Annotated in this window: 33 protein-coding genes and 2 tRNA genes; 21 read left to right on the forward strand and 14 right to left on the reverse strand. The window is 72.8% G+C overall.

Features of this window, described 5'->3' with window-relative positions:
* Positions 1-20 precede the first annotated feature (20 nt).
* The 7 genes from V3C34_RS14265 to V3C34_RS14295 all read left to right on the forward strand — a co-directional run bounded on the left by V3C34_RS14265 (position 21) and on the right by V3C34_RS14295 (position 2,722).
* Positions 21-491, forward strand: a complete 471-nt coding sequence (locus V3C34_RS14265; RefSeq protein ID WP_346007472.1) for a hypothetical protein — start codon at positions 21-23, stop codon at positions 489-491.
* Positions 491-904: a hypothetical protein gene (locus V3C34_RS14270; RefSeq protein ID WP_346007473.1), complete on the forward strand. Its 414-nt coding sequence runs from the start codon at positions 491-493 to the stop codon at positions 902-904. Before V3C34_RS14265 ends, V3C34_RS14270 begins: the two co-directional genes overlap by 1 nt.
* Before the next feature lie 69 nt (positions 905-973).
* A complete protein-coding gene (locus tag V3C34_RS14275) occupies positions 974-1,822 on the forward strand; it encodes a peptidoglycan-binding domain-containing protein (RefSeq protein ID WP_346007474.1) in 849 nt (282 codons plus the stop codon).
* A complete protein-coding gene (locus V3C34_RS14280) occupies positions 1,819-1,965 on the forward strand; it encodes a hypothetical protein (RefSeq protein ID WP_346007475.1) in 147 nt (48 codons plus the stop codon). The genes V3C34_RS14275 and V3C34_RS14280 overlap by 4 nt, the downstream gene beginning before the upstream one ends.
* Positions 1,966-1,979: 14 nt before the next feature.
* The gene (locus V3C34_RS14285; RefSeq protein ID WP_346007476.1) at positions 1,980-2,189 is read left to right on the forward strand and encodes a hypothetical protein; all 210 of its coding nucleotides are present in this window, start codon (positions 1,980-1,982) and stop codon (positions 2,187-2,189) included.
* Between the two features lie 102 nt (positions 2,190-2,291).
* Positions 2,292-2,417: a hypothetical protein gene (locus V3C34_RS14290; protein ID WP_346007477.1), complete on the forward strand. Its 126-nt coding sequence runs from the start codon at positions 2,292-2,294 to the stop codon at positions 2,415-2,417.
* The gene (locus V3C34_RS14295; protein ID WP_346007478.1) at positions 2,405-2,722 is read left to right on the forward strand and encodes a hypothetical protein; all 318 of its coding nucleotides are present in this window, start codon (positions 2,405-2,407) and stop codon (positions 2,720-2,722) included. The genes V3C34_RS14290 and V3C34_RS14295 overlap by 13 nt, the downstream gene beginning before the upstream one ends.
* Before the next feature lie 165 nt (positions 2,723-2,887).
* Here V3C34_RS14295 and V3C34_RS14300 read toward each other — a convergent pair whose 3' ends face one another.
* Both V3C34_RS14300 and V3C34_RS14305 read right to left on the reverse strand, forming a co-directional pair.
* Entirely contained in the window at positions 2,888-3,271 is a 384-nt protein-coding gene (locus V3C34_RS14300; protein WP_346007479.1) for a hypothetical protein, read from the reverse strand.
* Positions 3,272-3,346: 75 nt separating this feature from the next.
* Entirely contained in the window at positions 3,347-3,598 is a 252-nt protein-coding gene (locus V3C34_RS14305; protein WP_346007480.1) for a hypothetical protein, read from the reverse strand.
* A gap of 58 nt (positions 3,599-3,656) precedes the next feature.
* On the opposite strand from V3C34_RS14305, the gene V3C34_RS14310 reads away from it, so the two are divergent.
* Complete coding sequence (locus V3C34_RS14310; protein ID WP_346007481.1) at positions 3,657-3,851, forward strand: helix-turn-helix domain-containing protein; 195 nt, start codon at positions 3,657-3,659, stop codon at positions 3,849-3,851.
* 4 nt (positions 3,852-3,855) lie between these two features.
* Here the strand turns inward: V3C34_RS14310 and V3C34_RS14315 are convergent, their stop codons facing one another.
* From V3C34_RS14315 to bcp, 4 genes are all read right to left on the reverse strand, one after another.
* Positions 3,856-5,040, reverse strand: coding sequence for a site-specific integrase (locus V3C34_RS14315; RefSeq protein ID WP_346007482.1), 1,185 nt, complete (start codon positions 5,038-5,040; stop codon positions 3,856-3,858).
* 100 nt (positions 5,041-5,140) lie between these two features.
* Positions 5,141-5,216: transfer RNA gene (locus V3C34_RS14320), tRNA-Lys, on the reverse strand.
* Between the two features lie 134 nt (positions 5,217-5,350).
* Positions 5,351-5,653, reverse strand: coding sequence for a DUF3618 domain-containing protein (locus V3C34_RS14325; RefSeq protein WP_068322385.1), 303 nt, complete (start codon positions 5,651-5,653; stop codon positions 5,351-5,353).
* Between the two features lie 15 nt (positions 5,654-5,668).
* Positions 5,669-6,139: a thioredoxin-dependent thiol peroxidase gene (gene bcp, locus V3C34_RS14330; protein ID WP_068322382.1), complete on the reverse strand. Its 471-nt coding sequence runs from the start codon at positions 6,137-6,139 to the stop codon at positions 5,669-5,671.
* A gap of 44 nt (positions 6,140-6,183) precedes the next feature.
* On the opposite strand from bcp, the gene V3C34_RS14335 reads away from it, so the two are divergent.
* The 4 genes from V3C34_RS14335 to V3C34_RS14350 are packed head-to-tail and all read left to right on the forward strand — an operon-like array spanning position 6,184 to position 8,741.
* Positions 6,184-6,918, forward strand: a complete 735-nt coding sequence (locus V3C34_RS14335) for an energy-coupling factor ABC transporter permease (protein WP_245634853.1) — start codon at positions 6,184-6,186, stop codon at positions 6,916-6,918.
* Complete coding sequence (locus V3C34_RS14340) at positions 6,915-7,220, forward strand: PDGLE domain-containing protein (protein WP_338537816.1); 306 nt, start codon at positions 6,915-6,917, stop codon at positions 7,218-7,220. Before V3C34_RS14335 ends, V3C34_RS14340 begins: the two co-directional genes overlap by 4 nt.
* A 1-nt stretch (position 7,221) precedes the next feature.
* Entirely contained in the window at positions 7,222-7,986 is a 765-nt protein-coding gene (cbiQ, locus tag V3C34_RS14345) for a cobalt ECF transporter T component CbiQ (protein WP_068322373.1), read from the forward strand.
* Positions 7,983-8,741 (forward strand): energy-coupling factor ABC transporter ATP-binding protein, encoded by a 759-nt coding sequence (locus tag V3C34_RS14350; protein WP_068322370.1) that lies wholly within the window; start codon positions 7,983-7,985, stop codon positions 8,739-8,741. Before cbiQ ends, V3C34_RS14350 begins: the two co-directional genes overlap by 4 nt.
* 79 nt (positions 8,742-8,820) lie before the next feature.
* On the opposite strand, the gene V3C34_RS14355 is transcribed toward V3C34_RS14350, so the two are convergent.
* Positions 8,821-9,279 carry an OsmC family protein gene (locus V3C34_RS14355; RefSeq protein ID WP_068426670.1) on the reverse strand — a complete coding sequence of 153 codons (459 nt, stop codon included), beginning with the start codon at positions 9,277-9,279 and terminating at the stop codon, positions 8,821-8,823.
* 20 nt (positions 9,280-9,299) lie between these two features.
* Here V3C34_RS14355 and V3C34_RS14360 point away from each other — a divergent pair.
* A tRNA-Leu gene (locus V3C34_RS14360) sits at positions 9,300-9,381 on the forward strand.
* A gap of 16 nt (positions 9,382-9,397) precedes the next feature.
* On the opposite strand, the gene rdgB is transcribed toward V3C34_RS14360, so the two are convergent.
* The 7 genes from rdgB to clpS are packed head-to-tail and all read right to left on the reverse strand — an operon-like array spanning position 9,398 to position 14,433.
* Complete coding sequence (gene rdgB, locus V3C34_RS14365) at positions 9,398-10,033, reverse strand: RdgB/HAM1 family non-canonical purine NTP pyrophosphatase (RefSeq protein ID WP_346007483.1); 636 nt, start codon at positions 10,031-10,033, stop codon at positions 9,398-9,400.
* Positions 10,030-10,788: a ribonuclease PH gene (gene rph, locus V3C34_RS14370; RefSeq protein WP_068322361.1), complete on the reverse strand. Its 759-nt coding sequence runs from the start codon at positions 10,786-10,788 to the stop codon at positions 10,030-10,032. Before rph ends, rdgB begins: the two co-directional genes overlap by 4 nt.
* 60 nt (positions 10,789-10,848) lie before the next feature.
* Complete coding sequence (locus V3C34_RS14375) at positions 10,849-11,880, reverse strand: S66 peptidase family protein (protein WP_338537814.1); 1,032 nt, start codon at positions 11,878-11,880, stop codon at positions 10,849-10,851.
* A 41-nt stretch (positions 11,881-11,921) separates the two neighbouring features.
* Positions 11,922-12,689: an MBL fold metallo-hydrolase gene (locus tag V3C34_RS14380; RefSeq protein ID WP_068322355.1), complete on the reverse strand. Its 768-nt coding sequence runs from the start codon at positions 12,687-12,689 to the stop codon at positions 11,922-11,924.
* Positions 12,686-13,516: a glutamate racemase gene (gene murI, locus V3C34_RS14385; RefSeq protein ID WP_346007484.1), complete on the reverse strand. Its 831-nt coding sequence runs from the start codon at positions 13,514-13,516 to the stop codon at positions 12,686-12,688. The genes V3C34_RS14380 and murI overlap by 4 nt, the downstream gene beginning before the upstream one ends.
* Positions 13,513-14,142, reverse strand: a complete 630-nt coding sequence (locus V3C34_RS14390) for a DUF2017 domain-containing protein (protein ID WP_068322349.1) — start codon at positions 14,140-14,142, stop codon at positions 13,513-13,515. Before V3C34_RS14390 ends, murI begins: the two co-directional genes overlap by 4 nt.
* Entirely contained in the window at positions 14,143-14,433 is a 291-nt protein-coding gene (gene clpS / locus V3C34_RS14395; RefSeq protein WP_068322346.1) for an ATP-dependent Clp protease adapter ClpS, read from the reverse strand.
* 15 nt (positions 14,434-14,448) lie between these two features.
* Between clpS and V3C34_RS14400 the strand changes: the two genes are divergently transcribed.
* The 8 genes from V3C34_RS14400 (at position 14,449) to V3C34_RS14435 (ending at position 26,796) form a co-directional block, all read left to right on the forward strand.
* On the forward strand, positions 14,449-15,771 hold the full coding sequence (locus tag V3C34_RS14400; RefSeq protein ID WP_068322343.1) for a nicotinate phosphoribosyltransferase: 1,323 nt from the start codon (positions 14,449-14,451) through the stop codon (positions 15,769-15,771).
* Between the two features lie 97 nt (positions 15,772-15,868).
* Positions 15,869-17,224 carry an MFS transporter gene (locus V3C34_RS14405; RefSeq protein WP_068322340.1) on the forward strand — a complete coding sequence of 452 codons (1,356 nt, stop codon included), beginning with the start codon at positions 15,869-15,871 and terminating at the stop codon, positions 17,222-17,224.
* Positions 17,224-19,413 carry a molybdopterin oxidoreductase family protein gene (locus V3C34_RS14410; protein WP_068322337.1) on the forward strand — a complete coding sequence of 730 codons (2,190 nt, stop codon included), beginning with the start codon at positions 17,224-17,226 and terminating at the stop codon, positions 19,411-19,413. Before V3C34_RS14405 ends, V3C34_RS14410 begins: the two co-directional genes overlap by 1 nt.
* A complete protein-coding gene (locus V3C34_RS14415) occupies positions 19,410-20,948 on the forward strand; it encodes an FAD-dependent oxidoreductase (RefSeq protein ID WP_068322334.1) in 1,539 nt (512 codons plus the stop codon). The genes V3C34_RS14410 and V3C34_RS14415 overlap by 4 nt, the downstream gene beginning before the upstream one ends.
* 10 nt (positions 20,949-20,958) lie before the next feature.
* A complete protein-coding gene (nirB, locus tag V3C34_RS14420) occupies positions 20,959-23,550 on the forward strand; it encodes a nitrite reductase large subunit NirB (RefSeq protein ID WP_068322330.1) in 2,592 nt (863 codons plus the stop codon).
* Complete coding sequence (locus V3C34_RS14425; protein WP_068322328.1) at positions 23,547-23,939, forward strand: nitrite reductase (NAD(P)H) small subunit family protein; 393 nt, start codon at positions 23,547-23,549, stop codon at positions 23,937-23,939. The genes nirB and V3C34_RS14425 overlap by 4 nt, the downstream gene beginning before the upstream one ends.
* The gene (locus tag V3C34_RS14430; protein ID WP_068322325.1) at positions 23,936-25,045 is read left to right on the forward strand and encodes a uroporphyrinogen-III synthase; all 1,110 of its coding nucleotides are present in this window, start codon (positions 23,936-23,938) and stop codon (positions 25,043-25,045) included. Before V3C34_RS14425 ends, V3C34_RS14430 begins: the two co-directional genes overlap by 4 nt.
* A gap of 98 nt (positions 25,046-25,143) precedes the next feature.
* Positions 25,144-26,796 (forward strand): HNH endonuclease signature motif containing protein, encoded by a 1,653-nt coding sequence (locus tag V3C34_RS14435; RefSeq protein ID WP_346007485.1) that lies wholly within the window; start codon positions 25,144-25,146, stop codon positions 26,794-26,796.
* Positions 26,797-26,851: the final 55 nt, after the last annotated feature.

Genomic DNA, 26,851 nt, shown 5'->3' on the forward strand with positions numbered 1-26,851 from the left:
GCCACGCCATGAGGAGCGACATGCCGAACCGCATCTACCGGGGCTCATACCCACCCCGCCGGATCGACCACGTCCTCGCGCACCCCTACGAGGTGCTCATGGCCGCCGCCGGCCTCCTCGCGTGCGCGGCGCTCCTCGCGGCCGAGCTGGGGGCGCCCATCACGATCTCCCCCACCATGCGGGACCTGCCCTCGACCGTCGCGTGGCTCGTCGGCGCGTCAGGCGTCGTCGGCAACGCGCTCGTGATCGCCGGCGTCTTCGATGACGGCGAAGACCTGATGCGCGGCTGGATGATCGAGCGCGTCGGGCTCGTCGCCGCCATCACCTCGTGGGGCGCCTACTCGCTCGCCGTGGCCACCACCCACCCCGGCGCCGCGATCTCCTATGCGGTCACGCTCTTCGTCGCCGGCGCGCACGCCGTGAGACTCGTCGCGACCCTGCGCGAGGAGTCCACGACCCGCACCGCCATCCGCACCCACGGAGACCTCTGATGGACGGCGGCCAGATCACCGCCCTGACCGGACTCCTCGTCACCCTCGGATCCGGCGCGTCATGGCTGATCCTGCGCTGGGACAAGCGCCGCTCCGCTGTGCCCCGCAGCCAGGCCGCGACCGCTCAGGCCGCGCAGTCCATGACCGACGCCCTCGACGTTGTGCAGCGCTCTCTCGGCGAGGACCTGACCAGAGTTCGACGCGAGGCCGACGAGGACCGCAGGAAGCACCGGGCCGACCGCGACGCCGACCGGGCGCGCCTCGACGCACTCGACACGGAGGTGCAGGCCCTGCGACGCGAGGTCCGCACCATCCGCACCGCGTGGGCCGACTGGTACCAGAGCCTCGTCGACCGCTGGCACATCCACCGGGAGCAGCCCGCGCCGCCCATGCCCCCAACGCTCGACGCCTGACCCCCGCTCGCCCTTCGCCCCCGCGCCATCCCGGTCCGGGGGTTTCGTCTTGCCCGAAGGAGTCTGACCATGCTCATGCCCATCCCCCGCTCCGTGTGGGGCGCCCGGTACCCGGACGGGTTCGGCGACCGCCCCATGCCCATCGCCGAGTTCTGGCTCCACCACTCCGTGACCATCGCCCCCGACCTCCTGCCGCCCTTCACCGACGACGACGCGGCCGTGCGCCTGCTCGAGCAGATCGGCCAGTCCCGCTTCGGCGGCGGCATCTCGTACACCCGGCCCGTCACTCCCGTCGGGCGCCTCTACGAGGGCCACTCCCTGCACCGTCGTGGCGCCCACACGAAGGGCCACAACACCGTCGGCGCCGCGTACTGCCTGATCGGCAACTACGACCTCATGGACCCCACCGACGCGCAGTGCCTCGCCATCGCGCAGGACATGGTCGACCTGCACCGCTCCGGCAAGGCCACCCGCCACACCCTCAACGGCGGGCACCGCGACACCTTCGGCACCGCCTGCCCGGGCGCGAAGGGCTACGCCGCCATCCCTAAGATCAACCGCCTGGCCGAGCAGCTGTGGCGCGGCGAGATCGTCCCGGCCGCGGGCACGTACACCCGCGACGACGTCAAGCGACTGCAGCGGGTCCTCGGTCTGGAGGACGACGGCGTGTGGGGTCCCGAGACGGAGCGGCAGGCCCAGGCGATCCGCCGCGCCCTCAAGGCCGGGTCCAAGCCCGGCGTGTGGGACCGCGTCCGGTACTGGCGTCTGCGCCGCTCCCGCCCCAAGAGCAAGCAGTCCAGCGACTCGATGCGCCGCGCGATCCAGTGGGCGCTCAAGGTCGACGTGGACGGCATCTGGGGACCGGGCACGGATGCCGCGTGGCTCGCCATGCGCGCTCAGCACCGGGTGACGAAGTGACCGGCCGCCGCGGTCTCTTCGACCACGTCGCCGACTACCTCGCGGTCCCGGCCCACGACGCCGTGATCGCCAAGTCCCTCGGGCTCGTCGCGGGTGCCGCCCTGTGGCTGCTCTACATCGGCCACCGAATCAGCAACCACTAAGGAGCAACCCCCCCATGAGCATCCTCACGGTCATCCCCGCCAAGCACCGCAAGTACGTTTACGCGGTCCTCGCGCTCGCCGCTCTCGTCCTCGCCGCCTACCAGGCTTCCGATGGTGACTGGCTCCTGATGAGCACGTACATCCTCGGCGCGCTCGGTTTCGGCACCGCGACAGCGAACACGCACCCCGTCGAGCCCGAGCATGACGACACCCTCCGCGTCTGATGGAGGGAGCAAGCGAAGGTGCCGTCCGTGACGCCATAACCGCTGTCGGACTGGCCCATCTCTTGGCCGCCGACGCACCCCGACTGAACGAGGAGTAGCAAAATGCTCACGATCTGGCACACCCTCTACTGCCGCTGGTACGACCACGACCGCGCGGGGCACCCTCGCCGCGCTGCCGCCTACGGGTGGCTCGCCGACAAGTGGTGCCACATCGCATGGCCCGCCTAGCCGACGACCGCCGCCCGCACCCACTCTGGCGCGCGTTCTGGTTCGCCCTCGGTGTGCTGCTCGCCGTCGCCGAGACCGGGGCCCTACGCCGCGCCCTGATCGGCGACACCCTCAGTGAAACCGTGTGGTGGCTGTACGGCGACCCGTTCGGCCTGCGCTGGTGGCTGCTCGGCTGCACGGTCGGCGCGCTCCTGACGTGGGCGGGCCTGCACTTCATGTGGGCACCCGTCGCGGCCCGTGCGCTGATCGGCTTCGAGGTCGTCGCGCTCGGTGTCGCCGCCGCTGGATGGCTGCTCACGCGCTGACCCGCCCGCTAGACAGACTCGCCCCCCTTCGCCTCTCACGAGGACGGAGGGGGGCGATTCGCTGTGCCCGGACGCACGACACCCCACGCTCTATTCGAACGTGGGGCGAAGGCGGGACGATCCCCGATTCCTAGGACGGTTCACGTATGACGAGTGTACCGCGCGTCACCCCCTCTCGCACGCCAGGATCACGACGCGCTTCCCCGCCGAGTCCAGCGCCGTGTCGAGGTCCACGGGGATGATCCTCTCGTTGTACGGCTGCCCGTCCACAGGGTGCACCGGCCGCGTCAGGAAGACGTCGTCCAGCTCGGCGTCCGCGGGCAGGGCGCACGACGTCAGGCCGTGCTCGGTGGCGTAGGCGCGGGCCAGGTCCATCGACGACGCGCCCCGCTCGCCCACGACGATCACGCGGGACGTGTCGAGCCGCGCGGCCTCGTTGACGTGGGTGGTGAGGTCGTCCACACCTACAGCGGTCGGGGCGTGCGCTGCGGCCGGGGAAGCGGACAAGGCGAGGGCGGCGAACAGGACGGGCAGGGTACGGTTGAGCATCGGACTTCCTCCAGTGAAGTTCGGTCACGCCCCCGGCCGGTTGCACCCGGCGCGGGGGTCCTTCTGTGTTGGTGGTCAGGCGTTGGCGTGGTGGTCGACCGCGAGCTTGGCCCAGGTGAGCGAGTGCCCGCCGACCTTGGAGCCGTAGTCGGTGAGGAGGTGCTCGCCGTCCGGGCCGTATGCCCACCACCACTGGCGGTCGGGCGTCTTGCGGATGGTCACGCCGTCGAAGTTGCGGTACTCGCTGCGGCCGGACTTGACCCAGATCCCGAGGGCGTCCTCGTCGCGGTGGGCCTTGTTCTGCTGGGGCTGGGTTCCGTTCGTCATGGAACTAGTATGTAGCGGGTACCCGCTAAATGTCAACCCTACCCGCTACACTTCCTGCATGGACCCCATCGAGCAGGCCAAGGACGCCGCCGCCAAGATCGAGACTGCCCGCGAGGCCATGACCCAAGCGCGCGCCGAGCGCCGCGCCGCACTCACCACGGCCCGCGAGACCATGAGCGCCGCCGAGATCGCCGACGCGCTCGGCATCTCCACCGCGCGCGTGTACCGGATTCTGTCTGGGAAGGAGACGTGAGGGGCTAGGCCTCGAGCGCCGCGACATCGCCCCGAGCGGGCAGCCACGCCGACGTCTTCGCTCCGAGCGCATCGAAGTCGGCCCTGGCGAGATGCCCGTAGGTGTCGATCGTCGTCTGGATGGACTCGTGCCCCATCTGCCGCTGGATGACCGGCAGGGGCGTGCCGGCCTGGATGTGCCAGCTCGCCCACGAGTGGCGAAGATCGTGCACGCGAGGGTGCTTCCCGTCCCCGAGGCTGTGGACGATGATCTTGCGGCCCTTCTCGATCTCGAACTCGTCGCCGGCGAACTCCGCGACAGCCGGCCGCCACGCCTGCTGCCAGAACGTCGGCCCCGTGACGCGGCGGCCACGCCGGTTGACGATGATGAGGTCCCCCGGCGCCTTCCCGCGCAGGAGCGGCTCGAGCACCTCACACGTCCGCTCAGGGACTGCGATCGTCCGTGTCGAGCGCAGCGTCTTCGTCGGGCCGAGCCGACGCTGCCCACCCTCCCCGGTCGGCTTCCACGCCCGCCGGATCCGCGCCTCGCGCGCACCGAGGTCAAGGTCGTGCACCTGCAGCGCGGTCGCCTCCCCGAAGCGGATGCCCGTGCCGGCGAGCAGCATCGACAGCGGCTGGTAGTGGCGCGGGATGAGCGCGTGGATCGTCGCGAACTCGTCGTGCGTCAGGTAGCAGTGCTCGCGCTCGGTGTGGGTCGTGCGCGGCAGGCGCATCCCCCGGCACGGGTTGTCCAGGCGCACGCCGTCGCGGGTGGCCGTGGTGAAGGCGGCCGACATCAACCCGTGGAGGTTCGCGATCGTCTTCCCGGAGAGCCCGCGCTCCTCCTGCAGCCACGTCACCCACGCGCCGACGTCGGCACGGGTCGCGCCCGCCGCCAGCCTGCCGGCGAGCGGGTGCGGCTCGACATGCCGGAGCGCCATGCCCCGATAGTTCGCTCGGGTGCCGGCCTCAACGCCCGTCAGCTGGTCGATGTGAGCGGTCACCATGTCGAGCACGGTGGGCGGCAGCGCGGCGTCGGTGGGCGTCTCGAGCGCGGCGAGGGCCTGCTCGGGGTTGATCTCGACCAGGCGCATCCACGCCTCGGCCGCCTTGCGGGTGTCGAAGGCGAGGCTGCGGTTGCGCTTCTGGTGCCGGAACCGCACGCGGTAACTCGTGCCTGCCCGCGTCTCTCGGGTCTCGATAGATGCCATTTCAGGCTCCCTCGGGTCGCTTGGGAACCGTTACGGTTCCCTCGGTGTTCCCCGAGTCTTCCTGAGAGGTGTGACAGGCCCGGTATCCCGGGCCTGTCAGTGGTGCGCCAACAGGGACTCGAACCCCGAACCCGCTGATTAAGAGTCAGCTGCTCTGCCAATTGAGCTATTGGCGCGCGAGGAGAAACATTAGCACCACGATGCGGCGAGATGAAATCGACTCCGCGACAGGGCTGCCGGGACGTGTCCGGCACATGACGAAGGGCGGGACCCCCGCTGGAGCACCGCCCTTCGCCGTCGTGGTGAGGGGTCACCAAGAGCGCTTGGCGCGCTGCTTCTCCCACTTCCTGTGCTTGCGGCTGGCCGCGATCGCCCGGAGGACGACGAGGCCCACGACCGCGGCCGCCGCGATGGCGACGCGGTCCATGCGCAGCTCACCGGACTCCGTCCGCGTGGCGTGGGCGAAGGAGGCCTTGGCCTGCGCCTTCTGCCGCTCGATGACGTTCTTCGGGGCCGCCCGCACCGACAGCTCGTCGATCGTCTGCGCGAGCCGGTCACGGGTCGTGATGATGTCGTTCTCGAGCCTGGTCGTGCTCGGGTTGTCATTGCTCACGTGAGGATTCCGTCCTTACTCGATGCCGAGGTCGCGGCGGATGCGGGCCACGTGGCCCGTCGCCTTGACGTTGTACTGGGCGTGGGTGACCACGCCGTCTGCTCCGACGACGACCGTCGAGCGGATCACTCCCTCGACGACCTTGCCGTACAACTTCTTCTCACCATAGGCGCCCCAGGCGGTCATGACCGCCTTGTCGGCGTCGGAGAGCAGTGTGATCGTCAGCCCATCGCGCTCGCGGAACCTCGCGAGCTTGTCCGGGGCGTCCGGCGAGATGCCGACCACCTCGGTGTCCGCCGCGCGCAGGGCCTCGAGCGAGTCGCTGAAGTCGCACGCCTGCGTGGTGCAGCCCGGGGTCATCGCCGCCGGGTAGAAGTAGACGATGACGCGCTTGCCGCGGAAGTCGCTCAACGAGACCTCTGCGCCGGTGTCGTCGGTGAGGGTGAAGTCGGGTGCCCGGTCGCCCGGTGTGAGTCGCTCGCCCACGAGTACCTCGCAATCCAGTTGCACATGAGATGCAATAAGGTCGGATGTCTGCACCAACCTATCCCAGCGACCTGCCCCCCGAGGAGCACCAGATGCACGTGCCCGATGGCTTCCTCGACGCCCCGACCTCCGTGGCGACCGCCGCGGTCGCGGTCGGTGGCGTCGCACTGGCGCTGCGTCGCAGCCGTGGTGACCTCGACGACCGGGTCGCCCCGCTCGCCGGGCTCGTCGCGACCTTCGTCTTCGCCGCCCAGATGATCAACTTCCCCGTGGCAGGCGGCACCTCCGGCCACCTGCTCGGCGGTGCCCTCGCCGCGGTCCTCGTCGGGCCGTGGACGGCGACCCTCTGCGTCACCGTCGTCCTGCTCGTGCAGGCCCTCGTGTTCGCCGACGGCGGGCTCACGGCCCTCGGCACCAACGTCACGCTCATGGCGATCGTCGGCGTGTGGGTCGGCTGGGTCCTCTTCGCCCTCGCGCGACGGGTCCTGCCCTCGCGCCCGGCGAGCGTGCCCGCGGCCGCCGCCGTGGGGGCCTTCGTCTCGGTGCCGGCCGTCGCCGCGGTCTTCGCCGGGCTCTTCGTCGTCGGCGGCACCGCCCCGGTCGACGCGGGTGCACTGCTCACCGCGATGCTCTCCTGGCACCTGCTCATCGGCATCGGCGAGACGGTCATCACCTTCCTCGTCGTCTCCGCGGTCGTCTCCGTCCGCCCCGACCTCGTCCACGGGGCGCGGGGCCTGTCGCCGGCCCCCGCCGCCGCCCCGCAGGAGGTCGCCCCGTGAGGTCCCGCATCTCCACACGCACGCTCGTCGTGACCGGGCTCGTCCTCTGCCTGCTCCTCGCGGGCGTCGCGAGCTACTACGCCTCCGCGCACCCCGACGGGCTCGAGCACGTCGCCGGGACCCTCGGATTCTCGGGGTCGGCCGACGAGCACGGGTCCGCGGACTCCCCCTTCGCCGACTACGGGACGAAGGGGGTCGACGACGGCTTCCTCTCCGGTGGGCTGGCCGGGGTCGTCGGCGTCGTCCTCACGGGCGCGGTGATGTGGCTCGTGCTGCGCTTCCTCGCCCGCCGGCGCGACTGAGGTGGGCGGTCCGCACGGTCATGCGCTGAGCCACCACGGCCACTCCCCCGCGCACCGGGCGCCGGCGCACCTGAAGATCCTCGCGACCTTCCTCTTCGTCGTGCTCGTCGTGGCGACGCCGCGGGAGGCCTTCTGGGCCTTCGGCGCCCACGCGCTCGTGCTGCTCACGGTGCTCGTCGTGACGCGGGTGCCCGTGCGGCACCTGGCCCCACGGCTGCTCGTCGAGGTGCCCTTCCTCCTCTTCGCCGCGCTCATGCCCTTCGTCGCCACCGGCCCACGGGTCGAGGTCGGACCGCTCACGCTCTCGGAGGCGGGCCTGTGGGGCGCCTGGACGCTGCTCGCCAAGGCCACGCTCGGGGTCGGCGCATCGCTCCTGCTCGCCGCGACCACGGAGCCGGCCGACATCGTCTCGGGGCTCGCCCGGCTGCGGCTGCCGAGCCAGCTGGTGATGATCCTGGGGTTCATGGTCCGCTACACCGAGGTCGTCACCGCACAGCTGCGCTCGATGCGGGTGGCCCGGGAGTCCCGGGGGTTCCGCGGTGGCGGGCTGCGCTCGTGGCCGGTCCTCGCCGGCACGGCCGGGGCCCTGTTCATCCGCTCCTACGAGCGCGGCGAGCGGGTCCACCTGGCCATGCTCGCCCGCGGGCACGACGGCCGGGTGCACGCCGGGCCCACCGCCCCCGTCGCGCCGCGCGTGCTCACCGCGACGATGTCCGTCCCCCTGGCGGCGGCCGTCATCGCCCTGTCGGCGAGGATGCTCGGATGAGCACACCGGTCATCCAGCTGCGCGGGGTGCGGCACACCTACCCGGACGGGCACTCCGCCCTCGACGGCGTCGACCTGCACATCCACCCCGGCGAGCGGGTGGCCCTGCTCGGCCCCAACGGCGCCGGCAAGACGACGCTCGTGCTGCACCTCAACGGGATCCTCGTCCCGACGAGCGGGGACGTCACGGTCTCCGGGCTCCCGGTGACGCGTGAGCACCTGCTCGACGTGCGCCGCCGGGTCGGCATCGTCTTCCAGGACCCCGACGACCAGCTCTTCATGACGACGGTCGCGCAGGACGTGGCCTTCGGGCCACGCAACCTCGGGCTGCCCGCGGACGAGGTCGACCGGCGGGTCGCCGAGGCCCTCGGTGCCGTCGGCATGAGCGAGGTCGCGGACCGGCCGCCGCACCACCTGAGCTTCGGGCAGAAGCGCCGCGTCGCCGTCGCCACCGTCCTCGCGATGCGACCGGAGATCCTCGTGCTCGACGAGCCGAGCAGCAACCTCGACCCCGCCTCGCGCCGCGAGCTCGCCGAGATCGTCGACGGGCTGGACATCACAGTGCTCATGGTGACCCACGACCTGCCGTACGCCCTCCAGCTGTGCGAGCGGTCGGTGGTCCTCTCCGGCGGGCGGGTCGTCGCGGACGGCGCGACACCGGAGGTCCTGGCGGACGAGGAGCTCATGCACACCCACCGCCTCGAGCTCCCCTACGGGTTCGACCCGCGGTCGGTGCCGGCCCGCACGCGCCGCTGACGTCTGCATTCCCCTAGGGCAATGCAGCCCGAAGTCTGCATTGCCCTAGGGCAATGCAGACGAACGGTCGTGCCCGGGGTCAGCTCGCGACGCCGACGAGGGTCGGCTCGAGCACGATCTCGCTGCGCAGGCTCGCCGCGATGAAGCACTCGCGGTGCGCGACCTCGACGAGTCGCTCGACCTTGGCCCGCGGTGGGTCGCCCGCGAGCGTGATGCGCGGCCGCAGGACGATGCGCGTCACCCACATCGGGTGGTTGCCCTCGGGCATCTCACCGCTCGCCTCGTCCGAGTAGTCGGTGACGTCGAGCCGGGCCCGCGCGGCGACCGCGAGGAAGGACAGCAGCTGGCAGCTGCTCGCCGCCGCGACGAGGAGCTGCTCCGGGTTGGCCAGCGAGGGGTCGCCGAGGAAGGCCCCGGCGCTGCTCGCCCGCAGTCCGCGACCGGCCACCGTCAGCTCGTGCTCACGGTCGTAGGCGTCGTACCCGAGGGCGGTCGACCCGCTCCAGCCCAGGGAGGTCGTGAAGGTGTGCGCGCTCACCCGCCTAGACTGCCAGCCGAGCCGAAGTGGCGGAATTGGCAGACGCGCGTGGTTTAGGTCCACGTGCCCACGGGCGTGCGGGTTCAAGTCCCGCCTTCGGCACCCCCACCCTCGCCGGTCAGGCGAGGTGCGCGCGCAGGAGCGGCGCCATGGCGCGGAAGGCGCGGCCACGGTGGCTGATGGCGTTCTTCTCGACGTCCGTGTACTGCGCCATCGTGCGGGTGCCGCCGTCCGGGACGAAGATCGGGTCGTAGCCGAAGCCGTTGTCCCCCAAGGGTTCCCGGGCGATGACGCCGGGGACCTCCCCTTCGACCTCGACCGTCGCGCCCCCGGGCACGGCGAGGACCGCGGCGCACCGGAAGGCCGCCTGCCGGTGCTCGTCCGGGATGTCCGCGAGCTGGTCGAGGAGGAGCTGCAGGTTGCGGCGGTCCCGGTCCACGCGGGACAGGTCCTCGCCCGCGTGCAGTCCCGACCAGCGCGCGGAGAAGATCCCGGGGCTGCCCCCGAGGACCTCGACGGCCAGACCGGAGTCGTCGGCGAGCGCCGGCAGGGCGGTGCGCCGGGCGACGTGCTCGGCCTTGAGCCGAGCGTTGCCGACGAAGGTCACTGACGTCTCGGGGATCTCCCCGACCTCGGGGAAGGCGGCCATCGAGACGATCTCGAGGTCGTCGGCGACGCCGACCTCGCCGAGGATCTGCTGCAGCTCGTGCACCTTGTGCTCGTTGTGCGTCGCGAGCACGACCCGGCGGGTCACAGCACGCGCTCCCGCGGCGTCTCGGCGAGCGCCGCCTGCTGCCTGGTGGTCAGCTCGTGGCAGCCCGTGGTCGCGAGGTCGAGCAGCTCCCCCAGGAGCGCGCGGTCGAAGGGGGCACCCTCGGCCGTGCCCTGCACCTCGACGAAGTCGCCCGCGCCGGTCATGACGACATTCATGTCCGTCTCGGCGGTCGAGTCCTCGGGGTAGTCCAGGTCGCAGACCGCCCGACCGCCGACGACGCCGACGGAGACGGCCGCGATCGACCCGGTGAGCGGCTGGGCACTCGCGGCGATGAGCCCGCGCGCGCGGGCGTCGTCGATGGCGTCGGCGAGCGCGACGTACGCGCCGGTGATCGCGGCCGTGCGGGTGCCGCCGTCGGCCTGGAGCACGTCGCAGTCGAGCACGATCGTGTTCTCCCCCAGCGCCTTGGTGTCGATGATGGCGCGCAGGCTGCGGCCGATCAGGCGCGAGATCTCGTGGGTGCGACCGCCGACCTTGCCCTTGCGGGACTCGCGGCCGCTGCGGGTGTTGGTGCTGCGCGGGAGCATCTCGTACTCGGCGGTGACCCAGCCGGTGCCCTGGCCCTTGAGCCAGCGCGGGACCCCGGCCTCGAAGGACGCGGCGACGAGGACCCGCGTGCGGCCGAACTCCACGAGGACCGAGCCCTCGGCGTGGTCGAGCCAGTTGCGGGTGATGCGCACCTCGCGCAGCTGCTCGGGGGTACGGCCGTCGTGGCGGGGGGTGGTGTCAGTCATGGGGCTCAGGCTAACGAGGCGACCGCGCCGTCGGCGCACCGCCGTGGGGACGGCTCCGGGTCAGGGACGCCGCAGGTCCTGCGTGATCCGCTGGCCCTGCGGCCCGACCTCCACCCTGGCCTCGGCCCCGAGCACGAGCGGCATCATCGGCTGCTGGTGACCGAAGTCGACGTCGAGCACGACCGGTACGTCGAGGTCGCCGAGGGCGTCTCGGACGGCCTCGTGCTGGGTGAGCGAGGGCGCGTCGGGTGCGGGCGTGCGCCCGACGAGCACGCCGGCGCACCGGTCGAACCACCCCGACAGGCGTAGCCCGTGCAGGACCCGAGCGGTCTCGAACGCGTTGCCCTCGGCCGCCTCGAGCAGCAGCACCGGCGGCCGGTCCTGCTGCCGGGCCCACCCCGGTACGTCCCCGTACGGGCTCCCGGACAGCGGCGAGACGACCTCGAGGCAACCGCCGATCAGCGGACCGGCGAAGGACGCCGTCCCCCCGTCGAGCAAGGACCACCGGGTCGGCTCGGCGAGGGTCAGCTCGTCCACGCCCGGGTCGGCGACGTAGTCGTCCCAGCCGCCCGCACGCCGGTGGGTCGCGGCGGTCTGGGTGAGCTCGCCCCCTTCGCTCGTCGCGACGTCCAGCCAGTGGAGCAGGCCGGGCGCCGGTGCGTACGGCGAGTCCATGAGGTTGAGCCCGTGGAGCGTCGCCCACCCGGAGCGCAGCGTGAGCGGCAGCATCGTCGTGGTCGTGTCGGAGAAGCCCACGTACCAGCACGGGTCGCACTCGGCGAGCAGGTCGAGGTCGAGGTGGCGCAGGACGTCGATGCCCGTCTCGCCGCCCCACGGCGGGATGACCGCGGCGACGTCCGGGTCGACGAGCAGCGCCATGAGCTCGTCGGCGCGCGCCTCCCGGGAGGCGCTCACGTGGTGGTCGCGGTCGTCGCGCAGGCAGACGCCCTCGAGGACCTCGTACCCACGGCGCCGCAGGTCGGCGATCGCGACGTCGAGGCGTGGCTGGAGCGCCGGGGAGACCCCGGAGCTCGGTGCGGTGACGGCGATCGTGTCACCGGGGCGAAGGGGGGCGGGCAGGCGCGCGGGCATGCCCCCACCCCATCAGGTCCGGGCCCCCACGTCGACCTTGCTCAGATGTCGTAGGTGGCGTCCGGCCGGGCCAGCTCGACCTCGCCCGGCCATACCTCCGCTGCCTCCCGCTGGCACACGAGTGGGTCATTCCATGCCGGGATGTGCGTGAGCATGAGCCGCTGGACACCGCCCGCGGCGACGGCCGCCTCGGCCGCACGGCGACCGGTCAGGTGGATGCCGCGCACCTCGTCCCGCCCCTCGACGAAGGCCGAGTCGACGAGGACGAGGTCGGCGTCGGCGAAGAGCGGGCCGAGCGCGTCGCAGGAGTCGGTGTCGCCGCTGTACGCGAGGACCTTGCCGTCCGCCTCGACGCGGAACCCGTAGGCCTCCACGGGGTGCTCCACGAGGTGGGGCCGCACCACGAAGGGCCCGATGTGCGTGGGCACGCTCGTGGAGATCCGACGGAAGTCCAGGACCCCGGTCATCCCCCCTTCGTCGATCCCCTCGTAGGCCGCCGCGAGCCGCTCGGCGGCGCCGACCGGACCGTAGACGGGCAGGCGCTCGGCGAGCGCGCCCTGCGGACGGTAGGTGCGGGTGACGTAGAGACCCGTGAGGTCGATGCAGTGGTCCGGGTGCAGGTGCGAGATCGCGACCGCGTCGAGGTCCGCGAGGTCGGTGTGCCGCTGCAGGGCGCCGAGCGCGCCGTTGCCCAGGTCGAGGACGAGGCGCCAGGTGCGCCCCTCGTGCTCCGCGGTGAGCAGGTAGCACGAGGCCGGCGAGTCGGGTCCCGCGAAGGAACCGGAGCAGCCGACGACGGTGAGCCTCATCTCCCTTCCCCCATGTTGCCGAAGACATCCGCGACCTCGGGTCCGAGGAAGCGGCGGGCCAGCGACCGGAACTGCTCCGGGTCACCGGTCGTGGTGAACCCGTGGGTCGGGGCCGGGAGCGACTCCGGGCGCAGCAGGTCGGGGTCCGCAAGGACACGGTAGACGTCTTTGGCGGTCTCCTCCGCCGATGAGACGAGGGTGACACCCTCGCCCATGACGTACGACAGCGCGCCGGTGAGCAGCGGGTAGTGGGTGCACCCGAGGACGAGGGTGTCCACCTCGGCAGCGCGAAGGGGGTCGAGGTACCGGTGGGCGACCTCGAGCACCTCCGGCCCGGACGTCGTCCCGGCCTCCACGAGCTCGACGAAGCGCGGGCAGGGCTGGGAGATCACGTGCGTGGTCGGCGCGGCCGCGAAGGCGTCGAGGTAGGCGCGGGAGCGGTGCGTGCCCTCGGTCGAGATGACCCCGACGCGGTGGTTGCGGGTGGCGAGCACCGCGCGCCGCACCGCGGGCCGGATGACCTCGATGACCGGCACGTCGTAGCGCTCCCGGGCGTCGTGGAGCACGGCCGCGGAGGCGGTGTTGCACGCGATGACGAGCACCTTGACGCCGTGGTCCACGAGCCGGTCGAGGCACTGCAGCGCGAACTCGCGCGTCTGGGCGATCGGCCTGGGGCCGTAGGGCGCTCGCGCCGTGTCGCCGAGGTAGGCCACCGACTCGTGGGGCAGCTGGTCGAGGACGGCGCGGGCCACGGTCAGCCCGCCGAACCCCGAGTCGAAGATGCCGATCGGCTGGGCCTCGACGGCCCGGGTGTCGCCGTCGGTCACTCCTCGTCCTCCCCCACGAGCGCCCGGGTGAGCGACTCCTGCAGCCAGGTGAGGAAGTCGTAGAGGCTCAGCGCGAAGATCGCCGGGTCGTCCGGGTCGAGGCTCGCGACGAGCTCCTCGAGGCGGTCGGCGTCCTCGTCGGTGCGCAGGCCGAGCCGCTCCCCCATGACGAGGCGCACGTCCGTCAGGGCGACGAGCACCTGCGGCGCCTGGGCCCGGGTCACGACCCAGCGGTCGTCCTGCGCGGACTCGAGCGTGGCGACCGTGGTCCGCAGGCCCGCGTGCTTGCGCTGCCGCAGCCCCTGCTCGGTGAGGCGACGGAACTCCGCCGCCTCCTGCTCGTCCTCGCGGTGGCCGGTCGGGAAGAGCCGGTCGAGCGCGGGGTCGCGGTCGTGGTCGAGGCCGAAGGCCCGGTCGGGGACCTCGCCCCCCGGGTCGACGTCCGTCGCGAGGTCGCCGAGCCCCGCGACGATGGCCTCGAAGGGGTCGGCGGTCTCCCCCTTCGTCCTCGCGGCGGGGGCGACGAGCTCCATGACCTGCAGGCACAACCCGGCCACGACGGCCCGCTCGTGCTCGTCGAGGACGGCGACGAGCACCTCGCCGTCGGGCGCGAAGGCGGTGGCCATCTACACGTCCTTCTGGAAGGTCGCCCACAGGCCGTAGCCCTGCAGCGCCTCGGTGTCGGTCTCCATCTGCTCCTTGGGCCCGGTCGAGACGACCGCCCGGCCCTTGAGGTGCACGTCCATCATGAGCTTCTCCGCCTGCTCCTTCGGGTAGCCGAAGTGCGTCTGGAAGACCCAGGTCACGTACGACATGAGGTTGACGGGGTCGTTCCACACCAGCGTGATCCACGGGGTGTCGACGGCCTCGACGACGTCGGGCTCGCTCGTCTGCTGCTCGGCTGGGGCGATGGACACGCCCTCCACCCTAGAGTGGCGGGCGTGACGACCCGACCCAGCACCGCGCTGCTCACCGATCACTACGAGCTGACCATGCTCCAGGCCGCGCTCCGCAGCGGCGCCGCCTCGCGTGGGTGCGTCTTCGAGACCTTCGCCCGGCGGCTGCCGTCCGGGCGCCGCTACGGCGTCCTCGCCGGGGTCGGCCGCGTGCTCGACGCCATCGAGGACTTCCGCTTCGGGGACGCCGAGCTCGAGGACCTGCGCTCGCGGGAGGTCGTCGACGCGACGACGCTCGACTTCCTCGCGGACTACCGCTTCGACGGCGACGTGTGGGGCTACGCGGAGGGAGAGACCTACTTCCCGTACTCGCCCCTGCTCGTCGTCGAGTCCGACTTCGCGCACGGCGTGATCCTCGAGACCGTCGTGCTGTCGATCCTCAACCACGACTCCGCAGTCGCCTCCGCCGCGTCGCGGATGACCGGCGCCGCCGGGACGCGTCCCGTCATCGAGATGGGCAGCCGGCGCACCCACGAGGAGGCCGCCGTCGCGGCGGCGCGGGCGGCGTACATCGCCGGCTTCGCGTCGACATCCAACCTCGAGGCCGGGCGGCGCCACGGCGTGCCCACGGGCGGGACGGCCGCGCACGCCTTCACCCTGCTGCACGAGAGCGAGCGGGAGGCCTTCGAGGCGCAGGTCGCCGCGCTCGGCACCGGCACCACGCTCCTCGTCGACACCTACGACGTGACCGAAGGGGTGAGGACGGCCATCGAGGTCGCCGGCACCTCGCTCGGTGGCGTGCGTCTCGACTCGGGCGACCTGGTCGTCCAGGCGAGCGAGGTCCGCGAGCAGCTCGACGCGCTCGGCGCGACGGAGACCCGGATCGTCGTCACCTCCGACCTCGACGAGCACGCGATCGCCGCGCTGGCGGCCGCGCCGGTCGACACGTACGGGGTCGGCACCCGGGTCGTCACGGGGTCGGGTCACCCGACCGCGTCCATGGTCTACAAGCTCGTCGCCCGCGAGGACGACCAGGGCCGGATGATCGGCGTCGCGAAGAAGAGCAAGGACAAGCAGTCGATCGGCGGACGCAAGTACGCCCTGCGCCGCCGCAACCAGCACGGCGTCGCGGAGGCCGAGGTGCTCGGCATCGGCGAGCAGCCCGTCGGTGACGGCGACGACCGTGACCTCATGGTCCTGCTCGTCGAGGGCGGCGAGGTGGTCGGCCGCGAGCACTGCACGCTCGAGGCGGCGCGCGCCCGGCACGAGGCGTCGGTCGCCGAGCTGCCGCGGTCGGCGCACCAGCTGAGCGGGGGCCCACCTGCGGTGGAGACGGTCTTCCTCACCGAGACGCCGTAGCCCCTCACACCTCACCCGGCGGCCCTGTGCGGGGCAGGTAACGAAGCCTTTACACCAACCGTGGCACGGCGAAACACGGTCTTGCGAGCCTCCTCGCATGACCTCGACGACCGCCCCTCCCGTCCCCCTCGACGCGACCTCGGTCGGCCCGATCCGCCGGGCCGGACGGTGGATCGACCACTGGGACCCGGAGGACGCCGGCTTCTGGGCCGCCGGAGGGCGGGCCGCCGCGGCCCGCAACCTGCGCTGGTCGGTGCTCGCCGAGCTCCTCGGCTTCTGCGTGTGGGCGCTGTGGTCGGTCGTCGTGCCGCAGCTGCCCGCAGCCGGCTTCACGCTGACCCTCGACCAGCAGTTCTGGCTCATCGCGGTGCCGAGCCTCGTCGGCGCCTGCCTCCGGGTGCCGTACACCTTCATGGTCCCGCTCGTCGGCGGCCGCAACTGGACGATCGTCTCGGCGCTCCTCCTCCTGCTGCCCACGCTCTCGCTGGCGTGGGTCGTGGGGAGGCCGGAGACCCCCTTCGCCGTACTCCTCGGCATCGCCGCACTCGCTGGACTCGGCGGCGGCAACTTCGCGTCGTCGATGACCAACATCTCCTTCTTCTTCCCGGAGTCGGAGAAGGGCAAGGCGCTGGGGCTCAACGCCGCTGGCGGCAACCTCGGCACCGGGCTCGTCCAGCTCGTCATCCCGGCGGTCGTGGCGATGGGTGCCGGGATCCACCTCGAACGGGCCGGCCTGGTCTTCGCGCCGCTCGTGATCCTGGCGGCCGTGGGCGCCTGGCGCGGGATGGACAACCTGAGCACGGCCCGCTCGGACCACCGCAGCTGGGCCCGGGCCGCGTCCCACCCGCACACGTGGATCATCTCGACCCTCTACATCGGCACCTTCGGGTCCTTCATCGGCTACTCGGTGGCCTTCCCGACGCTCCTTCAGACCCAGTTCCCCGAGGCGCCGACCACGCTCGCCTTCCTCGGCGCCGTCCTCGGCGCGGCGAGTCGCCCGCTCGGCGGGGTGGTCGCCGACCGGCTCGGCGGCGCGCGGGTGACCATCGCGGCCTTCGTCGTCATGGGGCTCGCCGCGGGGCTGGCGATCCTCGCCCTCTCCGCGCACTCCTTCGTCCTCTTCCTGCTCGCGTTCCTCGTGCTCTTCACCGGGGCCGGCATCGGCAACGGCGCGACCTATCGGATGATTCCGGCCGTCTTCCGGGCCGGGGTGCGTGACGGGGCCGAGCTCGCGATCGCCCGCCGCAGTGCCGCCGGCTGCATCGGGATCGCCGGTGCGGTCGGTGCCGTCGGCGGCTTCCTCGTGCCGCGTGGCTTCGCCATGTCGACGACGGGCTTCGGCTCGCTCGTGCCGGCGATCGGGGTCTTCATCGCGGCCTACGTCCTCATGGCGACGCTCACGTGGGCGGTCTACGTCCGCCGCGGCGCGCGCCTGGCCGGCGAGGGCATCTGATGGTCGACAGCCACTGCCCCTACTGCGCGCTGCAGTGCGCGATGACGATGGAGCCGGTGGGTCTCGGGACGGCAGGTCTCGAGGGTCGGCCGCGGACGGCCTCCCACCTCGACCAGCGAATTGAGGTGGAGGGCCGCGACTTCCCGACCAACCGGGGCGGCATGTGCCGCAAGGGGTGGACGTCGGCCGAGGTGCTGCGCGCACCCGACCGGCTCACCACTCCCCTGGTGCGCGGCTCCGACGGCGAGCTGCACCCAATGGGCTGGGACGAGGTGCTCGACCTCCTCGCCGACCGGCTGCGGTCGATCGCGGCCGAGCACGGGCCGGACGCGGTGGCCGTCTTCGGCGGTGGCGGGCTGACGAACGAGAAGGCCTACCAGCTCGGCAAGTTTGCCCGGGTCGCGTTGCGCACCAAGCACATCGACTACAACGGCCGCTTCTGCATGGCCTCTGCCGCGGCCGCCGCCAACCGTTCGCTGGGTATGGACCGGGGCATGCCCTTCCCCATCACCGACCTGGACACCTCCGGCGCGATCCTGCTCCTCGGCAGCAATGTCGCCGAGACGATGCCTCCCTTCGTCGGGCACCTCGCGGGAGCTCGCGCGGCCGGTGGGCTCGTCGTCGTCGACCCGCGCCGCTCGGCCACGGCCGACCTCACCGACGACGGGCAGGGCGTCCACCTGCAGCCCGTCCCCGGGACCGACCTCGTCGTGCTCCAGGCGCTGCTGCACGTCGTCCTCGCCGAGTCGCTCGCCGACGAGGCCTACCTCGCCGAGCGGACGAGCGGGCTCGACAACGTCGCCCGCTCCGTCGCCGCGTGGTGGCCCGAGCGGGCCGAGCAGGTCTGCGGGGTGCCCGCTGACGACCTGCGGGCGACCGCTCGGCTGCTCGCGGCGGCCAGCCCCGCACGGGGAGGCGCGGGCGTCCACGTCCTCACCGGGCGCGGCGTCGAGCAGTCCACCCAGGGCACCGCGACGGTCACCGCCGCGATCAACCTCGCCCTCGCGCTCGGCCTCGTCGGACGCGAAGGGAGCGGCTACGGCGCCCTCACGGGTCAGGGCAACGGCCAGGGTGGGCGCGAGCACGGGCAGAAGGCGGACCAGCTGCCCGGCTACCGGATGATCGCCGACCCGGCCGCCCGCGAACACGTCGCCGCGGTCTGGGGCGTCGACGCCGACGACCTGCCCGGCCCGGGCCTGCCGGCCGTCGAGCTGCTGCGCTCCCTCGGCACCCCCGGCGGACCCCGGGCACTTCTCGTCCACGGGGCCAACCCCGTCGTCAGCGCGCCGCGTGCCGACGCGGTCGCCGAGCGGCTGCGTGCCCTCGACCTGCTCGTCGTCTGCGACGTCGTCCCCTCCGAGACCGTCGCCCTCGCCGACGTCGTCCTGCCCGTCACGCAGTGGGCCGAGGAGGAGGGCACGATGACCAACCTCGAGGGCCGAATCATCCGCCGCCGCAAGGCGATCGACCCGCCCGAGGGAGTCGTCTCGGAGCTGTGGGTGTGGTCGCAGCTCGCCGCTCGCCTCGATGCCCCGGGCACGTGGTCGACGGTCCCGTCGGAGGTCTTCGACGAGCTGGCCAGGGCGAGCGTCGGCGGCCGCGCCGACTACTCCGGGCTGAGCCACGCCCGCCTCGACCGCGAGAGCGACCTGCACTGGCCCTGCCCCGCCAGCGGCGAAGGGGAGGCACCTCACCCGGGCACACCGCGCGCCTTCCTCGACGACTTCCCCACGCCCGACGGCCGTGCCCGGCTCGTGCCCGTCGACCACGTCGGCCCGGCCGAGGACCTGCGGCGCGATGCCCCGCTCTTCCTCATCACCGGGCGCGTCCTCGAGCACTACCAGTCGGGGGCACAGACCCGCCGGGTGGCAGCGCTCCTCGCGGCGCAACCGACCCCCTTCGTCGAGGTGCACCCACTCCTCGCCCACCGCCTGGGCATCGAGGAGGGCGACCAGCTCGACCTGCGCACCGCGCGGGCCACGGTCAGCGCGCCCGCGCGGATCACCGACCGGGTCCGGCCGGACACGGTCTTCATGCCCTTCCACTTCGCCGGTGCCGGGAGCGTCAACCGGGCGACCAACGACGCGGTCGACCCGATCTCGTCGATGCCGGAGTTCAAGGTGTGCGCCGTCGACGTCGCCGCCAGCACCACCGATCTCGTCCCCGAGCCGCTGGAGGTCAGCGCATGAGCCACATCGTCGTCATCGGCTACGGGATGGTCGGGTCCCGATTCGTCGAGGACCTCACGGCCGCCGACCACGCCGGCGAACACCTCGTCACGGTGCTCGGCGACGAGGCCTGCGAGCCCTACAACCGGGTGCTGCTCAGCGACGTCGTCGCGGGCACGCGCGGGCTCTCGGCGATCGCCCTCCCCGCGCCCGACCACCCGCGCGTCACGGTGCAGCGCGGCGTCGCGGTGCGGGCGATCGACCGCGAGCGCCGCGACGTCCTGCTCGCCGACGACACCCTGGTCCCCTACGACGAGCTCGTCATCGCCACCGGGGCGGCCGCCCGGGTCCCGACGGTCCCGGGTCTCGGTGACGATCCAGCCGGCGGTGACCTGCCGAGCGGCGTCCACGTGCTGCGCTCCATCGACGACGCCCGCGAGATCATCGCGGCGACGCTCAACGCCCGACGCGCCATCGTCCTCGGGGGCGGCGTGCTCGGTCTCGAGGCCGCGAGCGGGCTCGCCCGACGCGACCTCGCCGTCACCGTCGTCCACCCCTCCCCCGCCCTCATGGAGCGTCAGCTCGACGAGGCCGCCAGCCGCGTCGTCGAGTCGACGCTGCGCCGCACCGGTGTCGACCAGCGCGTCGGCGTCGGGGCGCAGGAGGTCGTCATCGAGGAGGGCCGGCTGCGACGGGTGCACCTGACGAACGGCGAGGTGCTCGCCGCCGACCTGCTCGTGCTGTCGACCGGCACCGTGCCCAACACCCAGCTGGCCGAGGCGGCCGGGATCGACGTCGACCGCGGCATCCTCGTCGACGCCGACATGACGACGAGCGACCCGCACGTGCACGCCATCGGTGACTGCGCCCAACCTCCCGGCGGCGCCACCGGACTCGTCGCCCAGGGGTGGGAGCAGGCCCGTCGTCTCGCCGACCTGCTCACCGGCCGCGACCCCGGGGCCGTGACCACCGGCGTCGGCGACGTCGTCAAGCCCAAGACCCACGGTGTCGACATCGTGACGATGGGTGTGTGCGGCAGCGGGCGGGTCGACGACCCCGGCCTGCGCGTCGTGCAGCTCAGCGACCCCGCCGCCGGACGGCACCTCGAGGTCGTCGTGCGCGACGGCCTGCTCGTGGGCGCCACGACCGTCGGCGCGGGTCGCGTCGGCACCGACCTGATCACCACCTACACCCGTCGCACTCCCCTGCCCGCAGACCCGGCGCACCTGCTGCTGCCGGCCATCGCGCCTGCCGTCACGACGACGCGACGGGACTCCCCTTCGCTCATCCCGGACCGGGCGACGATCTGCCGCTGCAACGGCGTGACGAAGGGGGACATCCGCACCGAGTTCGCCTCCGGCGCAACGACGCTGGAGCAGGTGGCCGCCAGCACCCGGGCGACGACCGGCTGCGGTGGGTGCACCGACGCGGTGTGCGGGATCCTCGACTGGCTCGGCGCCGACGCAGGCCCCTCACAGCGCGCGACCACGCCCGGTGAGGGCGGGTTCACACCGGGGAAACACGACCAAGACCGAGCCGAAACGAGGGCTGTCTAAGTTGAGCGCCATGTCAGAGACCACCACCCCCACCACCGAGCCGCAGCAGCTCGTCGTCGTCGGCGGCGGCATGGTCGCGCGCCGACTCGTCGACGCGCTGCGTGCCCGCGACGACGCCGGCCGGTGGGCCGTCACGCTGCTGTGCGAGGAGCCGCGCGCACCCTACGACCGCGTCGCCCTCACCTCCTACTTCACCGGACGGCACCCCGAAGACCTGGCCCTCGGCGGGCAGGAGCTGTGGGACGACCCGCTCGTCACGCTCCGCCGCGGCGTCCGGGCGGAGAGCATCGACCGCGAGGCCCGGACCGTGACGACGAGCACCGGCCAGGTCCTGCCCTACGACTCCCTCGTCCTCGCGACCGGCTCCTACGCCGCCGTGCCGCCCGTGCCCGGGAAGGACCTGCGCGGGGCCTTCGTCTACCGCACGATCGACGACGTCGCCGACCTGCGCGAGTTCGTCGAGACCCGCCGCGAGGAGCTCGACCGGCCGGTCCGCGGCGCGGTCGTCGGCGGCGGCCTGCTCGGCCTCGAGGCGGCCGGGGCCCTGCGAGCGCTCGAGGTCGAGACGACGGTCGTGGAGTTCGCGCCGCGCCTCATGCCGCTGCAGGTCGACGAGGGGGGCGGCGAGGGCCTCAAGCGGCTCATCGAGGGCCTCGGCGTCTCGGTGCGCACCTCGACCGCGACGTCGAAGATCGTCGGCGAGCGCGGAGCCGTCTCCCGGATGAGGTTCAGCGAGGGCCCCTCGCTCGACGTCGACGTCGTCGTCTTCGCCGTGGGTGTCCGCCCGCGCGACGAGCTCGCCCGCGAGGCCGGTCTGGAGATCGGCGAGCGCGGCGGAGTCGTCGTCGACGACGCTTGTGCCACAGCCGATCCCGCGATCCACGCGATCGGTGAGGTCGCCTGCATCGGCGGTCGCTGCCTCGGCCTGGTCGCTCCCGGCTACACGATGGCAGAGATCGTCGCCGACCGGCTGCTCGGCGGCGCGGGGACCTTCCCCGGGGCCGACCTGTCGACCAAGCTCAAGCTCCTCGGTGTCGACGTCGCGAGCTTCGGCGATGCCTTCGCGCAGGAGCCCGGCTCGCTCGAGGTCGTTATCTCCGACCCGGTGGCCGGCGTCTACAAGAAGCTCGTCATGAGCGACGACGCCCGCACCCTGCGCGGCGGCATCCTCGTCGGCGACGCCAGCGCCTACTCCTCCCTTCGCCCGATGGTCGGCCGTGAGCTCGGCGGCGACCCCGCGGCCTACCTCCTGCCCGAGGGGGCCGCCGCGGCACCCGCCGGGGACCTGCCGGACGAGGCCGCGGTCTGCTCCTGCAACAACGTCACCGCAGGTGAGATCCGCTGTGCCGTCGGCGAAGGGGGCTGCACCGACCTCGCCGGGGTCAAGGCGTGCACCAGGGCGGGCACGAGCTGCGGCTCCTGCCTGCCGCTGGTCAAGAAGCTCGTGACGAGCGAGCTCGCCGCCTCCGGCGTCGAGGTGAGTAGTGCCCTGTGCGAGCACTTCGAGCAGTCGCGGGCCCAGCTCTTCGACATCGTGCGGGTCCAGGGCCTGCGGACCTTCAGCGAGATCATCGAGCGCCACGGGACCGGCCGAGGGTGCGACATCTGCAAGCCGGTCATCGGCTCGATCCTCGCCTCGCTCGGGACCGGCCACATCCTCGACGGCGAGCAGGCGGCGCTGCAGGACACCAACGACCACGTCATGGCCAACCTGCAGAAGGACGGCTCCTACTCGGTCGTCCCGCGCATCCCCGGTGGCGAGGTCACGCCCGAAGGACTCATCGCGATCGGTGAGGTCGCCAAGGACTACGGCCTCTACACCAAGATCACCGGCGGCCAGCGGATCGACCTCTTCGGCGCCCGGATGGACCAGCTGCCCGGCATCTGGCGGCGGCTGGTCGACGCGGGCTTCGAGTCGGGGCACGCCTACGGCAAGTCGCTGCGCACCGTGAAGTCGTGCGTCGGCTCGACCTGGTGCCGCTTCGGCGTTCAGGACTCCGTGGGACTCGCGATCGACCTGGAGCTGCGCTACCGCGGGCTCCGCTCGCCGCACAAGATCAAGCTCGGCGTCTCCGGGTGCGCCCGCGAGTGCGCCGAGGCCCGCGGCAAGGACGTCGGGGTCATCGCCACCGACCACGGGTGGAATGTCTACGTCGGCGGCAACGGCGGATTCACCCCCAAGCACGCACGCCTGCTCGCCGAGGACCTCGACACCGAGACGCTCGTGCGCACCATCGACCGCTTCCTCATGTACTACGTGCGCACCGCCGACCGCCTGCAGCGCACCGCGCCCTGGGTCGAGGAGCACGAAGGGGGTCTGGAGGCGATCCGCGCCGTCGTCATGGACGACAGCCTCGGCATCGCCGACGACCTCGACGCGGCCATGGCCGCGCACGTCGGCAACTACCGCGACGAGTGGGCAGCCACGCTCGCCGACCCCGACAAGCTGGCCCGCTTCGCGTCCTTCGTCAATGCCCCGGACGCCGTCGACGACTCGCTCGCCTACGTCGGCGAGCGCGGCCAGGCCCGCCCGGCCACCCCGCAGGAGCGCTCGGACGAGTCCGTCCTCATCGCCGGCACGACACTGGAGGTCCGCTCATGACCACTGCTCCCCCGCAGACCCGGGTGCATCTGTGCGCCCTCACCGATCTCGTCCCCGAGCGTGGCGCCGTCGCCCTCGTCGACGGGTTGCAGGTCGCGCTCGTCCGCACGCACGACGATCTCGTCCACGGCATCGCCAACCTCGACCCCTACAGCGGCGCCCACGTCATCGCCCGTGGGCTCGTCGGCACGCGGGGCGGGGTCCCGACGGTCATCTCGCCGATGTACAAGCAGGTGTGGGACCTGCGCACGGGCGCCTGCCTCGACGGCGCCGGCAGCGACCCGGTCGACCTGCGGACCTGGCCCGTGGCGGTCGTCGACGGCGAGGTCTGGATCGAGCCGTCCGGCGACGAGGTGACGGGCTCCCCCTTCGACCGCAGCGTCACGTGAGCCTGCCGCAGCTGCTCGCCGGGTGCGTCGTCCTCGTCACCGGGGACCGGCGTGCCGGTGACCTGCGCGCCGCCCTCGAGCGGCGCGGTGCCCGGGTCGTGCACACCCCGGCGCTGACGATCGTGCCGCACACCGCCGACGCGGAGCTCGTGGAGCGGACCCGGGCACTGCTCGCCGCGCCACCCGACATCGTCGTCGTGACGACGGCGATCGGGTTCCGCGGGTGGGTCGAGGCGGCCGACGCCGCCGGGCTCGGCGAGGAGCTGCACGACGTGCTCGACGCCACCCGGATCATCGCCCGCGGGCCCAAGGCCCGGGGGGCGATCCAGGCCGCCGGGCACGACGCCGACTGGGTCGCCGAGTCGGAGACCTCGGTCGAGATCCGCGACTTCCTCATCACCGAAGGCGTTGCCGGACAACGCATCGCGGTCCAGCACCATGGCGCTGGGTGCGAAGAGCTCGACGTCGACCTCGCCGCCGCCGGCGCCTCGGTGACTCCCCTCGTCGTCTACCGGTGGGGCCCACCGCCGGACACCGCCGCGGTGACCTGCGGCGTGGAGCAGGCGGCGGTCGGCGACGTCGACGTCGTCGTCTTCACCTCCGCCCCCGCCGCCGCGGCCTGGCTCGACGCCGCGCAGGACGCCGGCGTCCTGCCGTCGATCATCGGCCGGGCCCGCACCGGGCGCCTCGTCGTCGCCGCCGTCGGGCCGGTCACCGCACGTCCGCTCGAGCACGTCGGCATCGCCCCGCTGCTCCCGGAGCGGGCGCGGCTGGGGTCGCTCGTGCGCGCCGTCGTCGGTCACTACGAGGCGATGGTGTCCACGGCCGTCGAGACCGTCGCCGGACCGCTGCAGCTGCGCAGCACCGCCGCCGTCCTGGGTGATCGCGTGCTCGCCGTCTCCCCGAGCGGCATGTCCGTGCTCCACCTGCTCGTCGCCGCGAAGGGGGACGTCGTCACCCGCGCCGACGTCCTCGAGGTGCTGCCGGGCGACTCCGCCAGCGGTCACGCCGTCGAGGTGGCCGTCGCCCGGCTGCGCGAGGCCATCGGTGACCGTCGCGTCGTCGAGACCGTCGTCAAGCGCGGCTACAGGCTGGCCCTGGCCTGAACCCTTCGGGCTGCGACACCGGCTGGGCGGAGGGCTGAGCCGGCGGCTCTTCAGAGTTGTCCGGGGCGTTGTCGGTGGTCGCACCTAGAGTCGTGGTCATGGACACGAAGGGCGTCTCCACCACCTCGGCAGTCGGTGCCGTCGGGGTGGATGTCGCTGCCGTGCTCGAGGCCGAGCCCTTCTCCCTCGCAGCGCCGTTGGGTGCTCTGACGCGTGAGGACCTGGTCGCGATGACTGCCGCCGAGGCCGAGGTGGTCGTGGCCGCGACGCAGCGGCTCACCAACGCGCTCGCTGCGGTGCAGACCGCAGCCGTGACGACCTTCGCCGACGAGACTGACCGCGATCTCGACCGCTACCGCGAGGAGCGCCGACGGGACTTCGAGGCGCGGCGTGCCGAGGCGCAGGCCAGGGGCGTCGGGTTCAGCGAGCGATGGTTCCCGATCCCGGGCGAGGAGCAGTTCGCGGCGGCGGCGCTGGCTCCGCTGCTGCACGTGTCCCCGCGGACGATGTCCTCACGCATCCACCGGGCGCGCCGGGTCGACCACGAGATGACCGGCACGTGGGAGAGCGCGCGCCGCGGCGACCTCGAGCCGTACCGGACCGACGCGATCGTGCGGGCGAGCGAACCGCTGGACGACCACCAGCTCGAGGAGTTCGAGGCTCGCCTCTTCGCGGACGACGTCCTCGGCCTACCGGTCGCCGACCTCACCCGCCGGGCTCGTCGGGCCGCTGTGGCCACGGACCGCACGTGCGTCGACGAGGCCGCGGCCCGCGCCCGGCGCAAGCGCTCGGTGACCTGCTCCCCGGACCGTGACCTGCCGGGACTCACCACCTGGCGCCTGCGGCTGCCCACCGAGCCCTCGCGGCAGGTGTGGGCCGCCGTCGACGAGCTGGCGCGGGAGTACCACCGCGCCCGGCGCGATGCCGGCGAGCCGGTGACGATGGACCAGGCGCGGGCCGACGCCTTCGTCGACCTCGTGCTGGCCCGCGCCACCGTGGAGACGACCGTCGAGCTCGTCGTCCCCGTGGCCGCGCTCGTCGACGACGAGAGCGACGTGGAGCCGGGTGGCCTCGGGACCTACCGGAGGGGCGAGCGCCGCTCGCCCGCCGACGTGCTGCGCGGGGGCAGCGGCCGCGACGACATCATCCTGCGGTGGGTCAGCGGCGTCGACCTGCACCGCGCCTCCCAGCTCGAGGCCGAGCTCACCCTGCAGCTGACGCGTGACCTGACCGTCCGTGGCAACCCCCACCTGGATCATGCCCCTCCTCCCGGCCGGCCACCCGACGGAGCCGCCGCACAGGTCGGAGCCTGGTTCGTGCCCGGTCACGTCGACGCCCGCCGCGTGGGAGCCCTCCTGCCCGACGACCTCACCGCGCTGCTCGCCGACCCGGCGACCCGCATCCGGGTCGTCGGGGCCGACCCCCTCACGGGCACCGTCGTCACCGACAGCACGCACGCCTACCGACCGGGCCGCACAGTCGCGAGCCGCGTCCGGCGGCGGGACGGCACCTGTCGCTTCCCCGGGTGCGGCACACCCGCCGAGTGCGCCCAGCTCGACCACGTGACCCCCTACCCGGCCGGCGCGACCGAGGTGGGCAACCTCGTCTGCCTGTGCACCACGCACCACGGGTTCAAGCACCATGCGGGCTGGCGCCTGACGATGACGCCCGACGGGACCTGCACGTGGACCGCACCGACCGGTCGGACCCACGTCACCCGCCCGGACGCCGCGCACTCGCTCTCGGTCTGACACCACCCGTCCCACCGTCGGCCCCTCGACGCGGGAGCACCGACCTGTCAGGTTG

The organism is Janibacter terrae (assembly GCF_039636765.1).
GTDB classification, from domain to species: domain Bacteria; phylum Actinomycetota; class Actinomycetes; order Actinomycetales; family Dermatophilaceae; genus Janibacter; species Janibacter terrae.